The following is a 17829-nucleotide window of genomic DNA, read 5'->3' as shown; positions in this document are numbered from 1 at the left end:
ATTGTGAGAGGATGTTCCATTGAGCGAATACGATTATATCATCGTGGGCGCAGGCTCTGCCGGATCGGTGCTCGCCGCAAGGCTGACCGAGGACCCGAATGTGCGTGTGCTGCTGCTGGAAGCGGGTGGCGGAAAAGAGAAGTCGGAGAATTTTCTGATTCGCATGCCGCTCGGCTTTCTGAAAGCGCTGCTCAATCCGAAATATACCTGGCCAATGCGCAGTGAGCCCGAACCGTATTGCAACGATCGCGTTTTGCCTTTGCCGCGCGGCAAGATGCTGGGCGGCTCATCCTCGATCAACGGAATGGTCTATATGCGGGGCCATAGCCGCGATTTCGACGGCTGGGCGCAGAAGGGATGCCGCGGCTGGAGCCATGCCGAAGTGGCGCCTTATTTCCGGCGACTGGAGCGCAGCTGGCGCGGATCGGACGATGTGCATGGTGGCGAAGGGCCCTTGCCCATTGCCCGCAATTCGGATCGGCATCTGCTGCATTACGAATTGATGGAAGCCATTGAGCGGGCGGGTTATCCGATCACCGAAGATATTCATTCGGGTAATGAAGAAGGCGCGTCCCGGGTCGAACTGACGATCGATGAGAAAGGTCGCCGTGCATCAACATATGAGACCTATCTCAAACCCGCTATGGACCGCCCTAACCTCACTGTGCGCACCGATACACTTACCCGCCGCGTTCTGTTCGAAGGCAAAAGGGCGGTCGGGGTGGAGACGGAAAGCAATGGTGCGGTCGAGATTGTGAAAGCAGGGCGTGAAGTCATTCTGTGCGGCGGCTCCTACAATTCACCGCAATTGCTGATGCTTTCGGGTATCGGCCCGGCGGACCATTTGCGCGAACGAGGCATAGATGTGCTGCTCGACCGCCCCGGTGTCGGCGGCAACCTTTCCGAACATCCCCGCGTGCCAGTGGAATTCGCTGCCAATGGGCGGATCACTTTCGTCAATCAGCTCCGGTTCGACCGGGCGGCTATGTCGGTTATTCGCTGGTACCTGTTCGGCACCGGCCCTTTCTCGCGGCAGGTCAACAGCGCCAATCCCATGCTGCGCACCGATTCCCGGCTCGACAGGCCCGATATCCAGCTTTTCGCCAATCCGGTGAAAATCGGATCGGATCTGTGGTTCCCCGGTTTCCGCAAAGAACCGCCCCATGTTCTTTCCGCCGATGTTATCCTGCTCCATCCGCAAGCGCGCGGGTCCGTTCGGCTGAAATCCTCCGACCCGCACGATCTGCCGGCAATCCGCTTTAACCTGTTCGACAATGAAGCCGATTTTGCCACCGTCCGGGCCGGCATCCGAATGGTGCGCGAAATCTATGCCACTCAGCCGCAGGCCTCGCTCGTCAAAGAAGAAATTCTGCCCGGTGCCGACTGCCGGAGCGATGAAGCGCTGGACGCCCATATTCGCGCAACCGCCGGTGTCACACAGCACCCTGTCGGCACCTGTGCCATGGGCATTGGCTCGCACAGCGTCGTCGATCCGCAATTGCGGGTGATTGGCACGGAAGGCCTGCGCGTGGTCGATGCTTCGATCATGCCCGATGTGCCCGGCGCCAACACGAACGGGCCAACCATCATGATCGCCGAAAAGGCGAGCGATATTATTCACGGGCGCAGCCTGCCCGCTGACGAGACACCCGAAACGGAGGCCGCCTGATGTCCGCAAAGCCAGATTATATCGTTGTGGGCGGTGGATCGTCCGGTGCGGTTGTCGCCGCCCGGCTTTCCGAAGATCCGGCCATCCGCGTTGCGCTGATCGAAGCGGGCAGGAATGAAAAAGCGATCAAGCTCGTCATGCCGCTCGCCTTCCCGCAGGTGATGGCAGATAAACGCTATAACTGGAATTATCAGGGCGAAGAAGAACCGCACGCCAATAATCGCCGCCTGCGCCAGCCGCGCGGCAAGGGGCTCGGCGGGTCATCGCTCATAAACGGCATGCTCTATGCCCGTGGCCATGCGCGCGACTACGATGAATGGCGCCAGCTTGGCCTTGCCGGCTGGGGATATGACGATGTGCTGCCCTTTTTTAAGAAATCGGAAGATCACTGGGGACCTGAAGATCATTATCACGGCAAAGGCGGCCCGCTGACGATCAGCAAACACCCTGCAACCATGAAATTGCATCCGGTTTTCGAACAGACGCTCGAAAATGCCGGCTATCGCTATATGGCCGATTATCACGGGGCCGAACAGGAAGGGTGGAGTACGCCCGATCTCTCTGTGCATGACGGCACGAGGGGCAGCACTGCGGCCCGCTTTCTCCGGCCCGCCATGCGGCGTTCTAATCTCAAAGTGATTACCGGTGCCTATGTCACGAAAATAGAGGTCGAGAACGGGCGTGCCATAGCCGTTCACTTCAATGACGGTACAGGCCCTAAACGCCTCTCTGCCAATCGCGAGATTATCCTGTCGGGCGGCACTTTCAACACACCGCAACTGATGATGCTTTCCGGCATCGGTCCGGCCGAAGAACTTCGCGAACATGGAATCGACGTGGTGCACGATCTGCCGGGTGTCGGCCGGAATTTACAGGATCATCCCTCAATTGCGATGATTTACCGCGCGCAGCATGAATATACTCTCAACCCCGACTTGCGGATCGACCGGATGGCGCTTTCCGTCCTGCGCTGGATGACGGGGCATAAGGGACTCATTGCCAGCCTGCCGGTCATCGCCAATGGTTTCGTGAAGACGCGCCCCGAGCTTGAACGGCCCGATGCACAATGTCTGTTCCAGCCCACCACTATCATGGCCCGGCTATGGGGGCCACTATGGCGCAAACATATCGAAGATACGGTCGCGATGGCCTGTGTTCAGCTCCGCCCTGAAAGCCGCGGATGGGTCAAGCTGGCCTCTGCCGATCCGCAACAACCGCCGCGTATCCTCACCAATATTCTGAGCACCGAAGGCGACCGCGCCTTTTTCCGTCGCGTGATCCCGCAAATGCGCGCGCTATTCGCCACCCCTCCTCTTGCGGAACTGCTCTCGGGCGAAACCTTCCCCGGCCCCGGCGTGGAGAGCGAACAGGAAATGGATGACTGGCTGCGCAATGCCGTCAACACAGCGATGCACCCTGTCGGCACCTGCGCCATGGGAACCGGGACTGACGCCGTTTGCGACGAAAAACTGCGTGTACGGGGCATTGAAGGGCTGCGTATTGCCGATGCTTCGGTCATGCCGCGCATTGTCGGCGGCAATACCAATGCCGCCTGTATCATGATCGGTGAGCGCGCGGCCGATTTTCTCCGGCAGGCCTGATTGCTATCGCTTTTATTCTGCCAGCCAGAAACGCCGTTTCTGGCTGGCAGGAGTATCTTTATGATTAGCTGGCGGACTTATCCGCCTTATCGGCCTCACTGCCTTCTGAGGAATGTCCGGCAGCAGAACCGCCATCGGGTGCCGCCTCACCGCTACCAGCCTCGCCGTTGCGCAACTGGTCATTGGTGGCTTTGATCCGTTCGGCTGCACTTTGTGCATGCGTCGTGGCCAGATTGGCCATACGGCCCATCGTTTCGCGCAGGATCTTGCCATCGTCTGTGCGAAATGAGGCCATTTGCTCGGCACCGCCATCATCCACCGCAAAATAAGGAGCCTCGGTAAATCCCAGAGCATCGGCATAGAAAAGATGCGGAAGGCTGCCGCGCGTCGCATTATAGTTTTGCGCCGCCTCATTATAAGCTTCACGCCGTTCGAGGATCGTGCTTTCGATCTCATCGAGCTGAACCATCAGTTGCTGATAGGTCGCATTGGCTTTGAGTTCGGGAAAGCGATTGGCAAGCATCTGGACATTACCGATGACCCGCGCAGCATCGGCAGCCGCCGCGCTGGCCTCATGCATGTTCTGTTCGCCTTCCACCACAGTGAAATGCGTGAGCTTCTCATGATCGCCATAACTCGCCGCAATGTCGGACAAACGCTGAGCGATATCGTGCCGCTTCTTCACCGTAGCGGCAATATTCGCCTGTCGCCGCTTCACATTCTCGGCCAGCGCACGTAACTTATTATAGGAAATAAACAGCCAGACCGCGATGGCGATCAAAAGTATAAGAAACAGCGTCATAACAGCTCCCGGATATTCAGGAGCCAGCTATAGCGTGGGAAATTTCATCAGAAAACCCGGCGACATACCGATTTCTTCACCAGAATAGTCAGCAACACTATATCGCTCTGTCAGAGCTCCATACTTCAAACATTTCCTGCCAGACTGGTATTTCTTCGAATATCCCAAACTGGTGCAAGGCCAGTTTGCAGGCAGCTCCACAAGACATGAAGCCGCCTGCAAATTTATATATATCAGCAACTTACTTGTTGTTGCGAGGGCTCTTGTCGTAGACGGGGAAGAAGTTTGCTTCGCCATAATCTTCGATCGGTGCGAAGTTTTTCAACACGTCCATATCCGAATCGCTGATCGTGAAGTCCACTGCAATATTGCTTTCCAGATGCTTCGGCGTAGCCGTTTTCGGCAAGGGCAGCAGGCCGAGCTGGAGACAATAACGGATGCACAATTGTGCAACACCGACCCCATATGTCTCGGCCATAGCCGAAAGATCTTTGTTCTTCAGAATTTCACCGTGACCGACCGGAGAATACGCTTCGACCAGAATATCCTTACTCTTGGTATAGTCGATCAGTTCGAAAGGCGTGTTGCTGACATGAGCGAGGATCTGATTGACCGCCGGCTTTACCGAGCCGTTATCGATAATATTATCGAGATCGATCTTTTCGAAGTTGGAAACGCCGATTGCACGGAGTTTCCCGGCCTTATGCGCCTCTTCCAGCGCGCGCCATGCTTCGAGATTGCCTTCGAAGAAGTGTTCACCTTCACGAAATTCCGTCCAGGGTTGCGGGCTGTGAATAATCATCATGTCGATAGTATCGAGGCCCAGTGTCTGCAATGAACCGTCAATCGCAGCCCTGGCGTCTGCGAAGTTCTTGATCCCTGCATCGAGCTTGGTTGTCAGGAACAACTCATCGCGGGCCACGCCACAATTGCGCAGGCCTTCGCCCACGCCGCGCTCATTCTCATAAGCCTGCGCCGTATCGAAATGACGGTAACCGAGTTTGACGGCTTCCTGCACCAGCTGTGCAACCTTGTCATCTTCAATCATCCATGTGCCGAGACCAAGCTTCGGAATTTTTACCCCGTTGGACAGAGTATAGGTTTCATCAGAAATCATGCGTTTCACCTTTCAAATCTGGATCTTTTCCGCGATACGGAGCGGATCGGTGCGCTACTGGTCGAGAAAACTATCTTATGCCCAACGATCCGGCAGATGATGTTTTCCCGACAAGAAACGATCAGTGCTGACGGTCGATTGGAAACCGCTATTCAAAAAGAATGCCCATCGACCTGTTTCTTCATACAAGTTCCCGATCCGGACCTGCGCTATACTCTATGTACGCTCTTGCGATCCGCAGGATAAGGCACCTCACAGGCAATAGAATGATGAGCTGCATTCAACAACCTTGGATTATCAAACCAGCCCCTGCACTTCAGCACCTTGGCCATATGAGGCCGATCTTTTTCGGACCGCCACATTGCTTGCGCCCTGCACTCCCGCCCGTGCAGCACACCACGGCCTCACTTCGCAGATTCACCTTCCGGACATGGCTTCGGTCTGCTCCGAATATCTTGCGCCTTGAACTGACAGTTTATCCGCAGCAGACGTAATCTCTTCCATGTCCGAAGCTGACAGTTGCAAATCGGCCGCGGCCAGATTTTCTGTCAGACGAGACAATTTTGTGGTGCCGGGAATTGGCACGATCCATGGTTTCTGCTGCAAAACCCAGGCCAGCGCCACCTGCCCCGGCGTGGCCTCCAGACGGGCCGCGACATGCTCAAGCAACATCACAAAAGTGTGATTGGCCTTGCGTGCTTCCGGTTGCATACGAGGAGTTGTGGTGCGCATGTCCCCTTCTTCGAACTGCGTGGTCTCATCGATTTTACCCGTGAGATAGCCTTTCCCAAGCGGACTATAAGCCACAAGGCCGATACCCAGCTCTTCGAGCAGCGGAAACAATTCATCTTCAGGCTTTCGGTACCAGACCGAATATTCATTCTGGATCGCAGCAAGCGGCTGAACTGCATGGGCTTTGCGGATTGATCCGATGCCGGCTTCGGACATCCCGAAATATTTAACCTTACCTTCCTCGATAAGGGCTTTAACTGTGCCGGCCACATCCTCGACCGGGACATCCGGATCGACGCGGTGCTGATAGAAAAGATCGATCCTGTCCGTTTTCAGACGGCGCAGAGATTGCTCGGCCACTTCACGAATGCGTTCGGGCCGGCTGTCCAGACCGTCACCCGGTCGCCCGTTTCGAAAACCGAACTTGGTTGCAATGACGACCTGATCGCGGATCGGGGCGAATGCTTCACCCAGCAATTCCTCATTGGTGAAAGGCCCGTAAGCCTCGGCCGTATCGAAGAATGTTTCGCCACGATCCACCGCATCGCGGAGCAGCCGGATCATATCGCTCTTTTCAGGGGGAGCGCCATAAGCGAAGCTCATTCCCATACAGCCAAGGCCAATCGAAGAAACCTCCAGTCCGCTCTTGCCAAGTCTACGCGTTTTCATGCTAAATTCTCTCTATAATGCCCGACAACGAACCGCCCCTCCGCCCTTAAAGGCGGTCAGGGCAGAAAAATCATTTTCGCTACATTACACCTCAAAGGAAGGCGCCGTTATCGACGGTGATGACCTGTCCCGTTACGGCTTTGCCCATTTCACTGGCAAGATAGAGGGCAGCATAGGCCTGATCGATCGGTTCGGTGGAAGCTACGCTGGTGTTGACGTATTTATCCGAAAATTCGAGCATCGTATCCCCGCCTTCCTGCTCTCCGGCAGCCCAGGCTCGGGCGGCATCGGTATCGGTAATGCCCGGCGCAATGGCATTGCAGCGTATGTTGGTACCTGACAACCGAATGGCGATGTTTTTAGTCATGATGTTCAGGCCGCCCTTGGTCGACGTGTAGGCCACACCACAAATCGGCAAAGTGCCATTTACCGACGAAATATTGATAATGCGCCCTTCATTGCGCGGCATGAAATGCTTCACAGCCTCGCGGCAGAAGCGAAAAGGCCCGACAAGGTTCAGTTCCATAATATCGGCGAAGTGCTCATCGCTTGCCTCTTCAATAGCGACCATATCGCCAGAGCCGGCATTATTGACCATAATATCGACCTGCCCGAAGGCTTCAATCGCCTCGGCGAAGACTTTTGCCGGTACCGCCGGATCGCTCGAATCCGCAATGATACCTCTGGCCACTCCACCTTCGCTAACAATAGTTTCGACAGCCTTATCGAGTGTCTCTTTACCTCGGGCCGTCATCACGACATTAGCGCCTTCCTCGGCAAATAATTGCGCTATCGCCAGACCGATACCTTTGCTGGCCCCGGTGACAATCGCGGTCTTACCTTCAAGCAATTTACGCATCGCATTCCCTTTCATCGCTAACAAAATTGAACCGCACAGAAACGGTGCGCTGCTGAAGAGCACCGTGGCTTTCTTCCTTCGCTTCAGCTTTACGAAACGCGCGGCAAAACCCTGACCGTGGCCGCACGGGCCCGCTTCGATATCATCGATCCAAGATAGTTGCTGGACGCATATTTCTCTCGATAGGCTTCATCGATACGATCATTGATATCGCCTTCCGCGCCCTCGAAAGACACTTCATAATTCTCGCCCGCCAGAAATATCCGCCCCGCCTTTTGAGAGAGGGCCGCCTGGTACCAGCTGGAATCGCGCCCATTATAGGCGCGCACATAGAGCGACCCCTCCGCCACGACAGACCAGATGAAAGTGGGCGTGCCGTAAGTTTCACAATCCTCTCGGAAAGGGGAAATGCGGCAATCATCCGCATCGGCAAACTGGCTGAGTTGCTCTGCTGTCCACATATTTCTGCACTCTCTCTTATTAGCCGAGGCGGGCGAGACCAGCCCCGCCCTTATTCACTCAGCCAAGGTAAGAGTTTCATGCAAAAGAATTACCCCCGGCACAGTCCACATTCCGGTGAGTGAAATTCACGGAACGAATGCGCGCTTCCAGCTCTGTATGGTAATGACACATCATTGGCATAATGTAAGATATCGTCGACTTTAGTCATAAGAACTGGACTTGTGACGGATTTGCGCCGGTGTAATGGGCTTTGAAACAGAGACCACTATTCAGCCGGTTTACGGTCTGATGATCGATGGCTCCCTGAGCTATATCGACTTCGAATATAAGAAAATTGCCGATGCTGCCGATGAACCCGCAGGTGTTCGCCTGAATGACGTTGCTCCCCTTTACCAGCAAATGGAAATGGAGCATCGGTGCTCAATATGAAGCCGAGCGCCCTGACGGTACCACTCTCACGCTGCGTATCGATGTTTCCTGCCTGTCTGGCTTCTGCACAGCGGCACGAAATGAACCGGCTAATTATGTCCCCTCTTATACATCGGCCAATGGCAATCGGACAAACCCGGCAGACCGCGTGAATGGGCCGTATTGGTCAGCAAGCGCTTCTGAATGCCTTCACTCACTTTACAGAAAACGAGCCGAGCTATTGGCGTGATCGGGGCAACAGATCAGGCCAGAGCCTTTTCCATATAAATAGCACTTTCGCCATAATTGGCCAGTTTGCGCTGCATCTCTTCGTCCATTTCCGGTTCGAAGCCCTGTCGCAACCAGAACGTGTCTGCATCGCCCACAGCCACCAGTGCCATACGGTGATAATGCGCTTTCACAGCCAGCTTTTCAGCTTCGCGGATTATATGTCCGGCCGCCCCATGCCCTCTTGCAGCTGGCGCAAGTGCGAGATCGTGAAGATAGAAAATATCCGGCTGTGCCGGTAACGCGCCGAGCTTGCGATTGAGCGGTGGCGGATTTTTCCGTAGCCAGGGATGGCTGATGAAATAACCCAGCGCTGTACCTGCATGGTCAAATATGAAACAGCCTGCGGGATAGAGCGTGAACTTTTCCGCAAAGACTTCTGCTTCTTCCGGATAATCGACATGAATGGCATCGGCCAGTTCGCTGACAGCAGGCAAATCGGCAGCGCTCATCGCACGCCAGCTTACTGGCCCGACATTATTCATTTCTATTCTCCACGCTTGTTCGCAGGCTTTGCCACATACATTAGCCTATCTTCATCATGGGCAAGGATTCGCTATATAAACAGGCGGGTCTCATACGTTGTCCGGTGTCTTTGTTACACCATGCACAGACGAGACAAAACGACCTGACTTCAGGTCGGTCCGCTTACCCGTTTTGCGTTTGCATCCAAAATGGTGCAGGATAATCGCTCCTCTCATTCTGGATCTTCCCTATATTCGATGGACAGTGAACCTTTCGGCCTCCTTCCCGATCGCAAGGCTATTCCACCATTTGCCGCTCTGCGCGCCTTCGATGCAGCGGCCCGCCTCGGCGGTGTTCGTAAAGCCGCACGCGCATTGCAACTCGATCATACCGTGGTGAGCCGCCATATCCGATCGCTGGAAAGCTGGACCAATCTTGTGCTTGTAGACCGGTCTCACTCGCGGCTGACACTAACCCGCGAAGGGCATGAATATCACCGGCGTATCGCACAGGGCATAGACATTCTCGCCGAAGCGACACTCGATCTCATGAAACAGCATGACAATCGGGAATTGACCATCTGGTGTACCCCCGGTTTTGCATCGAAATGGCTTTTGCCGCGGCTTGGCGATGTCGAAAACGCTTTACCCGGCCTGGCAGTGGACGTCCGGCCAGCCGACCAGCAGCCGGATTTCAATCGGCATGAAGGCGATATCGATATACGGTACTCTCCGACTTATGGCGAACCGCTGACTGTGCCCGCCAATGTACGCCATTTCGAATTTTCCTCCCCCGCCGTCATCCCGGTTGCATCGCCCGCCTATCTGGAACAGGCCCCTCCCATCCACAGGGCAAGCGACTTTGTCGATCATCCGCTCATCCATGAAGAAAGCTTCGAAAACTGGCAGACTTGGCTCGCCAGCCATGGAGCTGAAGAACTGGAGGTCAGCGGCCCGAAATTATGGCATGCTCATCTGACCATCGATGCCGCCATTCAGGGCCGCGGGATCGCGCTCGCCAATCATTTTCTGGCAGCCGATGCGCTGGCACAGGGTGATCTGGTTGAAATCAAGGGCAGCGATGAGGATTTTGAGCGTATCTCACTCGGCTCCTATCTGCTGATGGCCCGTTCGGATCGCTGGACCGCCTTGCCCATCGCCCGGTTTCGCGACTGGCTCAATGCAGCCGTTACGGCATCGCTCAATCGCAATATTTAGAAATGGTGGGGCCAGAACACCACCCAAGGCCCCGTTGGCATCTTATCGCAAGCGCCATAAGCTGAAAATGTCCCCCCTGTCATTCGTAAAAAGGGGGTACAATTGTCCCGGAATTCTGATCTCCAGTCCCGTCGTCTTGCTGCTGTCCCGCGCGGTGTCGCCAATGCGACCGATCGCTTTGTTCAAAAAGCGCGCAATGCGGAGATATGGGATGTGGAAGGACGACGCTATATCGACTTTGCAGCCGGTATTGCCGTGCTCAATACGGGCCATTGCCATCCGCGCATTATCGATGCGGTGAAGGAACAGCTGGATCGCTTCACCCACACGGCCTTTCAGGTCATGCCATATGAACCATATGTGGAACTGGCCGAAAAGCTGAACGCCATCGCGCCCTTTTCCGATTCGGCACAGACAATTTTCTTCTCCACTGGCGCCGAAGCTGTCGAAAACGCGGTCAAAATCGCCCGCCGTCACACCGGCCGTTCGGATGTAATCGCCTTTACCGGTGCCTTTCATGGTCGCACATTGCTGGCATCCACCCTGACCGGCAAAGTTACCCCCTATAAAGCCGGCTTCGGCAACCTGCCTGCGGGCGTTCATCACGTTCCCTTCCCTTCAGGCGATATCTCTGTGGAAGAGAGTCTGAGAGCCCTCGACCTGATGCTGACATCCAGTGTCGACCCGGCGCAGGTGGCAGCTATCATCATCGAGCCCGTTCAGGGAGAAGGCGGATTTTACCCAACACCGCACACCTTGCTGAAAGCCCTGCGTGACATCTGCGACCGGCACGGGATTATGTTGATCGTAGACGAAGTGCAGACAGGTTTTGCCCGTACCGGAACCATGTTCGCCATCGAACAAAGCGGTGTCGAGCCTGATATCGTTTCGGTTGCCAAAGCGCTGGGCGGCGGTTTTCCGATTGCCGGAGTCATCGCCCGTCAGCATATCGTGGATTCGGTACCGCCCGGCGGCCTGGGCACGACCTATGGCGGTTCTCCTCTTGCCTGCATCGCTGCGTTGCAGGTGCTCGATATCATAGAGGACGAAAAACTCGCCGAACGCGCAACGTTCATCGGTGCTAAACTGCAGGACGCAATCGGCGCCTTCGCAAAACGCAACGATCTTGTCCGTATTTCCGAACCGCGCGGCCTCGGCGCCATGGTGGCATTCGATGTGCTCGACTCCTCCGGTAATTTCAATCCAGCAGAAGCCAAGGCGGTTGTCGGCCGGGCGCTGGAGGAAGGGCTCTCCATACTTACCTGCGGTGCGATGGGCCAGGCCATCCGTATCCTCGTCCCGCTGACCATTCCCTACGAACAGCTCGATGAAGGAATTGCCATGCTGGAACGCGCTCTTAAGGGGGGCACAGCATGACCGGATTTACGGCCTTGGATCGAAGTGATCTTGTCCGTGAGGCGGCTTATATCGACGGGGTCTGGAAGCAGGCAGATGCCACTGTTGCGGTCAGCAATCCGGCCAATGGCGCGTTGCTTGGCACCGTCCCCGACATGGGAACCAGGGCTACGCAGGATGCAGTGGCCGCGGCCTATAAGGCGCTTCCCGCCTGGCAGGCAAAACCGCCCCGTGAACGCGGCGCCATTTTGCGCCGCTGGTCGGAACTGGTGCGTGACAATCAGGAAGATCTGGCCCGTATTCTGACTCAGGAACAGGGCAAGCCGCTGGCTGAAGCAAGAGGTGAAATAGGCTCCAGTGCGGCCTATCTCGAATGGTTTTCGGAAGAAGCGCGCCGCGCCTATGGTTCGATCATTCCGGCTAATCAGACGGATAAGCGCATGCTGGTGACGCGCCAGCCGGTCGGTGTCGTGGCGGCTATCACACCCTGGAATTTTCCTTCTTCGATGATACCACGCAAAGCAGGCCCGGCTCTGGCCGTGGGCTGCACCATGGTTCTCAAACCCTCTGAATTGACGCCCTATTCCGCTCTCGCCCTTGCCGCTCTGGCAGAAGAAGCCGGCATACCGGCAGGCGTTTTCAATGTCGTCACCGGCGCACCGGAACCGATTGGCGATGTGCTAGTGGAAGATGACCGTATCGCCAAATTCACCTTCACCGGTTCGACAGCGGTGGGCAAGGCTCTGGCGGCACGCTGCATGGGCACTGCGAAGCGGGTTTCGCTCGAACTGGGCGGAAACGCTCCTTTCATTGTCTTTGCCGACGCCGATATCGATGCAGCCGTCGAAGGCGCGCTTTTATCGAAGTTTCGCAATGCCGGGCAAACCTGCATTTGCACCAATCGTTTTCTGGTCGAAGATGCGATTTACAATGATTTCACTCTTCGTCTGGCTGAAAAAGCCAGAGCACTGCTCCCGGGCAATGGTCTTGAGCAAGGCGTGACGCAGGGGCCGCTTATCAATGCAGCCGCCCGGCAGAAAGTCGAACGCCATCTGGAAGATGCAATGGCGCGCGGAGCACGACTTCTGTCTGGCGGCCCTCCCGATGACAGTTCAGGAACTTTCTTTCCGGCCACTGTCCTTGCCGATGTGGATCGTGCCTCTCTTCTATGCCGTGAAGAAACCTTCGGGCCTCTGGCCGCTATCATCCGTTTCGATGGGGAAGATGACGCCATCGCTCTGGCCAATCACAATCGAGCCGGCCTCGCAGCCTATGCCTATACACGCGATCTTGCGCGAGCCCATCGGATGAGCGAGAAACTCGCATACGGGATGGTCGGCATCAATACAGGGCTTGTCAGTTCCGAAGTTTCCCCTTTTGGCGGTATCAAGGAATCAGGCTTTGGCCGGGAAGGCGGGCGTGAAGGGCTTAACGATTATCTCTCCACAAAACTCACCGTTCTCGATATTCCGGCATCATGAGCGACACCATACCCGCACCAACCCAATTTGCGCCCGAGGCATACCGCGCCGACAATCCGGCTGCGATTGTTCGTGCCTATCCCTTTGCGACGCTTACCACAGCGACCGAACAAGGCATTTACGCGACACAAACACCGATCTTCTTTGAACATGACCAGGATGAAACAACGCTGATCGGGCATCTGGCCAGACGCAATCCGCATGCCGCGGCTCTGACAGATGGCCAACATGCTCTCATACTATTCACCGGCCCGCATGCCTATGTTTCGGGCCGCTGGTATAAAGAGAAACCGCAGGTTCCGACCTGGGCTTATGTCTCTGCGCAGGCGCGCGGCACGCTCGAGGTAATAGATGACGAAGCCGACAAACTGACCGTGTTACGCCGGAGCACGGAAATGATGGAGCCGCAGGACGGCACAGGCTGGACACTTGAATCCGCTCCCGCCGGTCGGATCGAAACGCTGCTGCCCATGATCCGCGCCTTCCGTATCCGTCTCGACAAACTGGAAGGGGTGACCAAACTCACCCAGACTCACCCCCGCCCCTATCAGCTACGTGTGGCAGCTGAAATGGAAAAATGTCTGGAGACCCGCCCCATGGCTCGCATGATAAAAGACCTGCCGGATACGGTGTGAGGATTACTGTCCAACTGAAATAAAAAGGGCCCGGCCATTGCGACCGGGCCCTTTTTCATAATACCTATCGGCCATATGGGGATTGTCCCCTCCCTCCTGAGGGAGAGAGGAAGGGGACAATAGTTCAGTAACGATAGGCTGCGGTGATCCCGAAAGTTCGGGGCCGCAATGTCGAATTGGTCAGGAGCGGAGAACCGTAAAACAAGCGATATCGTCCCAGTCGCGGATGACTATCCGTCACATTGTTCACAAAGACCGACACATCTACCGGACCGTGCTTCACACCTGCCCGCAAATTGAGAACATTGGTTTCATCCGCATTGGTAATCATCGGATCGTAATCATAAGTGTTCGGATTGGGCTTGGGAGCTTTTGCTCCATATGAATAATCGAAGCGCGCATAGCCATCCCGATCCGGGCTCAGAAGCGGAAATGCATATTCACCCGATAAAGTGAAGGTCCAGCGTGGCCCGTTATAAACATATTGCCCGTCTTCCACGATGATCGTGTTGTCGCTGACGGTTATGTCCTGATCGAATTTGGCATCGACAAAACCAACCACGGCTCCAAGCGTCAGACCTTCCACCGGACGCCCTTGCAGGGACAGATCGAACCCATTGCTGCTTGCCTTGCCAGTATTGGCGATAAAGCTCGAACCGCAACTGGGGAGATATAGCGAGGTCTGGATGTCTTCCCATTTGATATGGAAGGCGCTGGCCTCCATCGTAAGCTTGTTGCCGAAAAGGGCACTTTTTGCACCGGCTTCATATGACCAGACACTGTCTGAGTCATACGTGTCGGGCGATTGGTCGTAACCCAGATTCTGGACATCCACATCGCATAGAGAGGGCACCTGTGTCTGCGCCCCGCCGGGACGGAAGCCCTTGGCGATCGTGGTGTAAAGCATTGTATCGGGTGCGGCCTGCCATTTGATTCCGAAACGCGGTGTCACAGCGGTTTCACTGGCGCTACCCTCTGTATCGATCACACCACCGCCGAAGGGGCCTTCCGCATATTGGTCATGTGTGACCTTGATGTCCGCCACTCGCACACCGGCCAGCACTGTCACATTATCGGTCAGCTCATAATTGATTTCACCGAAACCGGCGACCTGCCGGGTCCGGGTAAAGGTCGTGCTGTCATAGATATAATAATCGTCCAGATAACCGGTCCCGAAGAAGGTTTCGATGCCAAAACCATAAGCATTCTGGATCAGCGTATCGATATATTCATCGCGATTGCGCTGATAGGCCGTCTGGCGTTCAGTGCTGTAGAAACCGCCGATTACGACATTGAACGGGCCGCCATTGTCGAATTGTGCGCGCAATTCCTGCGTAAAATTGCGTTGACGATCACCAAAAAAGCCCGTCGCAATCTGTCCATCAAGCGTAGGATAGGGGTTGCCCGGAACCACCAGTTCGGCATCGAAATTGGTATAGTCCCGTGTCTCATCCTGATTTCGGTTGAACCAGGATGTCGTGGAGACGAGCTGCACCGGTCCGATGTCCCATTCGACATTCAATGAAGGCAGATAGAAACGGTCTTTCTGCGGCTGTGCCTGCCGGTAGCCATTACGGAATTCGCCACCCTCGCGATCGGTGAGCTCTTCCCAATAACCGCTCGTATCGTCGATTTCCTGCCTCTGATAAAATAGTGACGGTGTGATGCGCAAATTTTCGGCCGGTTCCCAGGCAAGTGCCGCGCGCAGCACGAGCGTATCCTGCGAATTGGCATTTTTATCGAGAATAGTGCCGCTATCGCGGTCCATCCTGTCTACCCAGCCGCCATCCTTGCGATACCATGCACTGGCCCGAAAACCGAGTTTGCCCCTGGCGATCGGCCCACCAAGCGCTGCACCAGCTTCGTAGCTCGTCGCACCGCCTCTTGTCGTGGCAATCTCGGATCGGCCATAAGCCGAATAATCCTCAAGGCCCGGCTGCGGTGTGATGAACCGCACAGCGCCGCCTTCAGCACCCGCTCCGAACAGAGTACCTTGCGGCCCGCGCAGCACCTCAACGCGTTCGAGATCGAACACTTTGGGGTAGGTGTTCGCCGAAGAAAAACCCACAGCGCGAGACTGGATCGGTACATCGTCGATATAGATCCCCGTCGTCGCGGCACCGTCGGTAGACTGAATGCCGCGGATCGAAATGTTCGTATTCGAGCCGGAAAACCGGCTCTCCCGTCGAAAATTCAATCCAGGTGTCAGACGGGTAATATCTTCCACCGAACGAACGCCCTGATCGTCCATCTTTTCCCGTGAATAGGCGGCAATACTGGCGGGAACGTCACTGACCCGTTCCGCCCGGCGCGTAGCGGTGACAACAATGGTGCCGTCCGCCGGTGCATTATCGGCTCCTGCCTGTCCGGCAGGAGTATCCTGTGCCTGGGCTGCCGCGCACCACCAAGGTGATGCAAGCATCGTCGCCGCTACGGCCGTCGCTTTAAATGTATCCCTAAACCGTTTCATCCTAGCCCCTTTGTCTGAAGGAAGGCCCGGCAGCCATCTGTGTCATGTGGCTGTATTTCTACTGCTTTATCCGAGCGATTATGGTTGCTCCTGCGAGACCGTGATGATCGGCAAAAATGCCTCATTCGTAAGTTGTCAACGACGCGGCAAATGGTGTTTTGCATACACCATCACAGCGATGTCACTCCCGCTTCCCGCAAAGCAGGTTCACAAGCATCAAGCGATTCCCGAACAATCATGGCGATCCGGTCAATTTCGTCATGCGTGATGACAAGGGGTGGACTCATAACCAGCGTGTCCTTGACCGCACGCAACATCAGCCCGCGTTCAATGCAGGCATCGCGGATCATCGCTCCGGCAAGGCCGGGTTTGTTTCCGAAGCGACTGGATGTTCCTTTCTCGGACACGATCTCGATTGCTCCAAGTAGACCCAAAGAACGCACTTCACCGACCAGCGGATGATCGGCGAGACTTTGCAACGCCTTCGCGAGATAAGGCCCGGTATCGTTCTTTGTACGGTCAACCAGCCCCTCACGCTCGATAATATCGATATTAGCAAGCGCGACTGCAGCCGATGTCGGATGACCCGAATAGGTATAACCATGCACGAAAGGGGCGTTGGCTTCGCGAATGGTTTCTACCACGTGATCTGCCATGGCAGTCGCAGAAATCGGCAGATAGCCCGAAGAAAGCCCCTTCGCCATCGAAACCAGATCCGGTTTTACACCGAAATGCTGAAAACCAAACCATTCACCCAGCCGGCCATAGCCGCAAATCACTTCATCGCAGCCCAGCAATACGCCATATTTGCGGGCGATTTCTTCAACCCGGGACCAATAGCCGCGCGGCGGGATAATAACGCCGCCTGCACCCTGCACCGGCTCGCCAAAAATCATCGCAACTCGTTCCGGGCCGACTTCGAGAAGCTTATCTTCAATCGCGCGTGCCGCGCGTTCGGCAAACATATCCTCATCTTCATCGGGGCGTTGTTCTTCAAAAGAATAAGGCTGCATCACATGCTCATGATCGGGCACCCACGGCCCGCCCTGATTATGCATGGAAACCATGCCCCCCATGCTCACACCACCGATAGTCGAACCGTGATAGCCGTTCTTACGCCCAATAATGACTGAACGCTGCGGTTCTCCGCGTGCCTGCCAGTAATAGCGGGCCGTGCGCACCAGCGTGTCCACCGCTTCGGACCCCGAATTGTTGAAAAACACATGCTGAAGCGATCCGCCAAGCAAACCCGCGATCCGGCTGGCGAGAGCGATGGTCGGCGGTGCAGCGGTGCGGAAAAAAGAATTATAGAACGGCAATTCGCTCATCTGGGCGAATGCAGCCTCAGCCATTTCGCGCCGGCCATAGCCAACCTGCACACACCACAGACCCGCCATGGCATCGAGAATGGCATTGCCTTCCGCATCCCAGATGGTCGAATCCTCACCTTTAACGATGATCCGGCTGCCGCCCGAATTCTTCTGTAAAGCCCAGTCCTGCTGTGGCGGAAGATGATGCGCCACATCGAGACGGCGCAGATCGGCATTATCGTAGGAAGGTGCAGAACGCATAATCGGTCCTTTCTTGAAAATCGGAAA

At 55.8% G+C, this 17829-nt stretch carries 15 protein-coding genes; 7 read left to right on the top strand and 8 right to left on the bottom strand.

Annotation, left to right across the window (positions count from 1 at the left end; translation table 11 throughout):
• The first annotated feature begins 19 nt into the window (after window positions 1-19).
• Together D6851_RS13175 and D6851_RS13170 are read left to right on the top strand one after the other, a co-directional pair.
• On the top strand, window positions 20-1669 hold the full coding sequence (locus tag D6851_RS13175) for a GMC family oxidoreductase (RefSeq protein WP_120325332.1): 1650 nt from the start codon (window positions 20-22) through the stop codon (window positions 1667-1669).
• Window positions 1669-3270 carry a GMC family oxidoreductase gene (locus D6851_RS13170; protein WP_120325331.1) on the top strand — a complete coding sequence of 534 codons (1602 nt, stop codon included), beginning with the start codon at window positions 1669-1671 and terminating at the stop codon, window positions 3268-3270. The genes D6851_RS13175 and D6851_RS13170 overlap by 1 nt, the downstream gene beginning before the upstream one ends.
• Window positions 3271-3334: 64 nt before the next feature.
• On the opposite strand, the gene D6851_RS13165 is transcribed toward D6851_RS13170, so the two are convergent.
• The 5 genes from D6851_RS13165 to D6851_RS13145 all read right to left on the bottom strand — a co-directional run bounded on the left by D6851_RS13165 (window position 3335) and on the right by D6851_RS13145 (window position 7910).
• Entirely contained in the window at window positions 3335-4072 is a 738-nt protein-coding gene (locus D6851_RS13165) for a LemA family protein (protein ID WP_120325330.1), read from the bottom strand.
• Window positions 4073-4313: 241 nt separating this feature from the next.
• Window positions 4314-5189 carry an aldo/keto reductase gene (locus D6851_RS13160; RefSeq protein WP_120325329.1) on the bottom strand — a complete coding sequence of 292 codons (876 nt, stop codon included), beginning with the start codon at window positions 5187-5189 and terminating at the stop codon, window positions 4314-4316.
• A gap of 417 nt (window positions 5190-5606) precedes the next feature.
• On the bottom strand, window positions 5607-6590 hold the full coding sequence (locus tag D6851_RS13155; RefSeq protein WP_120325328.1) for an aldo/keto reductase: 984 nt from the start codon (window positions 6588-6590) through the stop codon (window positions 5607-5609).
• 91 nt (window positions 6591-6681) lie between these two features.
• Window positions 6682-7449, bottom strand: a complete 768-nt coding sequence (locus D6851_RS13150) for an SDR family NAD(P)-dependent oxidoreductase (protein WP_120325327.1) — start codon at window positions 7447-7449, stop codon at window positions 6682-6684.
• A gap of 89 nt (window positions 7450-7538) precedes the next feature.
• The gene (locus D6851_RS13145) at window positions 7539-7910 is read right to left on the bottom strand and encodes a DUF2255 family protein (RefSeq protein ID WP_120325326.1); all 372 of its coding nucleotides are present in this window, start codon (window positions 7908-7910) and stop codon (window positions 7539-7541) included.
• 244 nt (window positions 7911-8154) lie between these two features.
• Here D6851_RS13145 and D6851_RS13140 point away from each other — a divergent pair, with 244 nt between their 5' ends.
• Window positions 8155-8340: a hypothetical protein gene (locus tag D6851_RS13140; protein WP_120325325.1), complete on the top strand. Its 186-nt coding sequence runs from the start codon at window positions 8155-8157 to the stop codon at window positions 8338-8340.
• Between the two features lie 242 nt (window positions 8341-8582).
• Here D6851_RS13140 and D6851_RS13135 read toward each other — a convergent pair whose 3' ends face one another.
• Complete coding sequence (locus tag D6851_RS13135) at window positions 8583-9092, bottom strand: GNAT family N-acetyltransferase (protein ID WP_120325324.1); 510 nt, start codon at window positions 9090-9092, stop codon at window positions 8583-8585.
• Between the two features lie 237 nt (window positions 9093-9329).
• Here D6851_RS13135 and D6851_RS13130 point away from each other — a divergent pair, with 237 nt between their 5' ends.
• The 4 genes from D6851_RS13130 to D6851_RS13115 all read left to right on the top strand — a co-directional run bounded on the left by D6851_RS13130 (window position 9330) and on the right by D6851_RS13115 (window position 13761).
• Window positions 9330-10289, top strand: coding sequence for a LysR substrate-binding domain-containing protein (locus tag D6851_RS13130; protein WP_120325323.1), 960 nt, complete (start codon window positions 9330-9332; stop codon window positions 10287-10289).
• Window positions 10290-10391: 102 nt separating this feature from the next.
• Window positions 10392-11666 (top strand): 4-aminobutyrate--2-oxoglutarate transaminase, encoded by a 1275-nt coding sequence (gene gabT, locus D6851_RS13125; protein ID WP_120325322.1) that lies wholly within the window; start codon window positions 10392-10394, stop codon window positions 11664-11666.
• A complete protein-coding gene (locus D6851_RS13120) occupies window positions 11663-13126 on the top strand; it encodes an NAD-dependent succinate-semialdehyde dehydrogenase (protein WP_120325321.1) in 1464 nt (487 codons plus the stop codon). The genes gabT and D6851_RS13120 overlap by 4 nt, the downstream gene beginning before the upstream one ends.
• Window positions 13123-13761 (top strand): FMN-binding negative transcriptional regulator, encoded by a 639-nt coding sequence (locus D6851_RS13115; protein WP_120325320.1) that lies wholly within the window; start codon window positions 13123-13125, stop codon window positions 13759-13761. The genes D6851_RS13120 and D6851_RS13115 overlap by 4 nt, the downstream gene beginning before the upstream one ends.
• A gap of 124 nt (window positions 13762-13885) precedes the next feature.
• Here D6851_RS13115 and D6851_RS13110 read toward each other — a convergent pair whose 3' ends face one another.
• Window positions 13886-16231, bottom strand: a complete 2346-nt coding sequence (locus D6851_RS13110) for a TonB-dependent receptor (RefSeq protein WP_120325319.1) — start codon at window positions 16229-16231, stop codon at window positions 13886-13888.
• 170 nt (window positions 16232-16401) lie between these two features.
• Window positions 16402-17802, bottom strand: coding sequence for an aminotransferase (locus D6851_RS13105; protein WP_120325318.1), 1401 nt, complete (start codon window positions 17800-17802; stop codon window positions 16402-16404).
• Window positions 17803-17829: the final 27 nt, after the last annotated feature.

Source organism: Altericroceibacterium spongiae, from assembly GCF_003610805.1.
GTDB lineage: Bacteria > Pseudomonadota > Alphaproteobacteria > Sphingomonadales > Sphingomonadaceae > Altericroceibacterium > Altericroceibacterium spongiae.
The sequence above is the reverse complement of the archived record's forward strand: the minus strand, read 5'-3'. Positions and strand labels throughout refer to the sequence as shown.

Bases quoted from the DNA above. Each gene is read 5' to 3' on its own strand.
- D6851_RS13170 (WP_120325331.1), top strand. From the start codon at position 1,669: ATGTCCGCAAAGCCAGATTATATCGTTGTGGGCGGTGGATCGTCCGGT.
- D6851_RS13165 (WP_120325330.1), bottom strand. From the start codon at position 4,072: ATGACGCTGTTTCTTATACTTTTGATCGCCATCGCGGTCTGGCTGTTT.
- D6851_RS13160 (WP_120325329.1), bottom strand. From the start codon at position 5,189: ATGATTTCTGATGAAACCTATACTCTGTCCAACGGGGTAAAAATTCCG.
- D6851_RS13155 (WP_120325328.1), bottom strand. From the start codon at position 6,590: ATGAAAACGCGTAGACTTGGCAAGAGCGGACTGGAGGTTTCTTCGATT.
- D6851_RS13150 (WP_120325327.1), bottom strand. From the start codon at position 7,449: ATGCGTAAATTGCTTGAAGGTAAGACCGCGATTGTCACCGGGGCCAGC.
- D6851_RS13145 (WP_120325326.1), bottom strand. From the start codon at position 7,910: ATGTGGACAGCAGAGCAACTCAGCCAGTTTGCCGATGCGGATGATTGC.
- D6851_RS13140 (WP_120325325.1), top strand. From the start codon at position 8,155: ATGGGCTTTGAAACAGAGACCACTATTCAGCCGGTTTACGGTCTGATG.
- D6851_RS13135 (WP_120325324.1), bottom strand. From the start codon at position 9,092: ATGAATAATGTCGGGCCAGTAAGCTGGCGTGCGATGAGCGCTGCCGAT.
- D6851_RS13130 (WP_120325323.1), top strand. From the start codon at position 9,330: ATGGACAGTGAACCTTTCGGCCTCCTTCCCGATCGCAAGGCTATTCCA.
- D6851_RS13120 (WP_120325321.1), top strand. From the start codon at position 11,663: ATGACCGGATTTACGGCCTTGGATCGAAGTGATCTTGTCCGTGAGGCG.
- D6851_RS13115 (WP_120325320.1), top strand. From the start codon at position 13,123: ATGAGCGACACCATACCCGCACCAACCCAATTTGCGCCCGAGGCATAC.
- D6851_RS13110 (WP_120325319.1), bottom strand. From the start codon at position 16,231: ATGAAACGGTTTAGGGATACATTTAAAGCGACGGCCGTAGCGGCGACG.
- D6851_RS13105 (WP_120325318.1), bottom strand. From the start codon at position 17,802: ATGCGTTCTGCACCTTCCTACGATAATGCCGATCTGCGCCGTCTCGAT.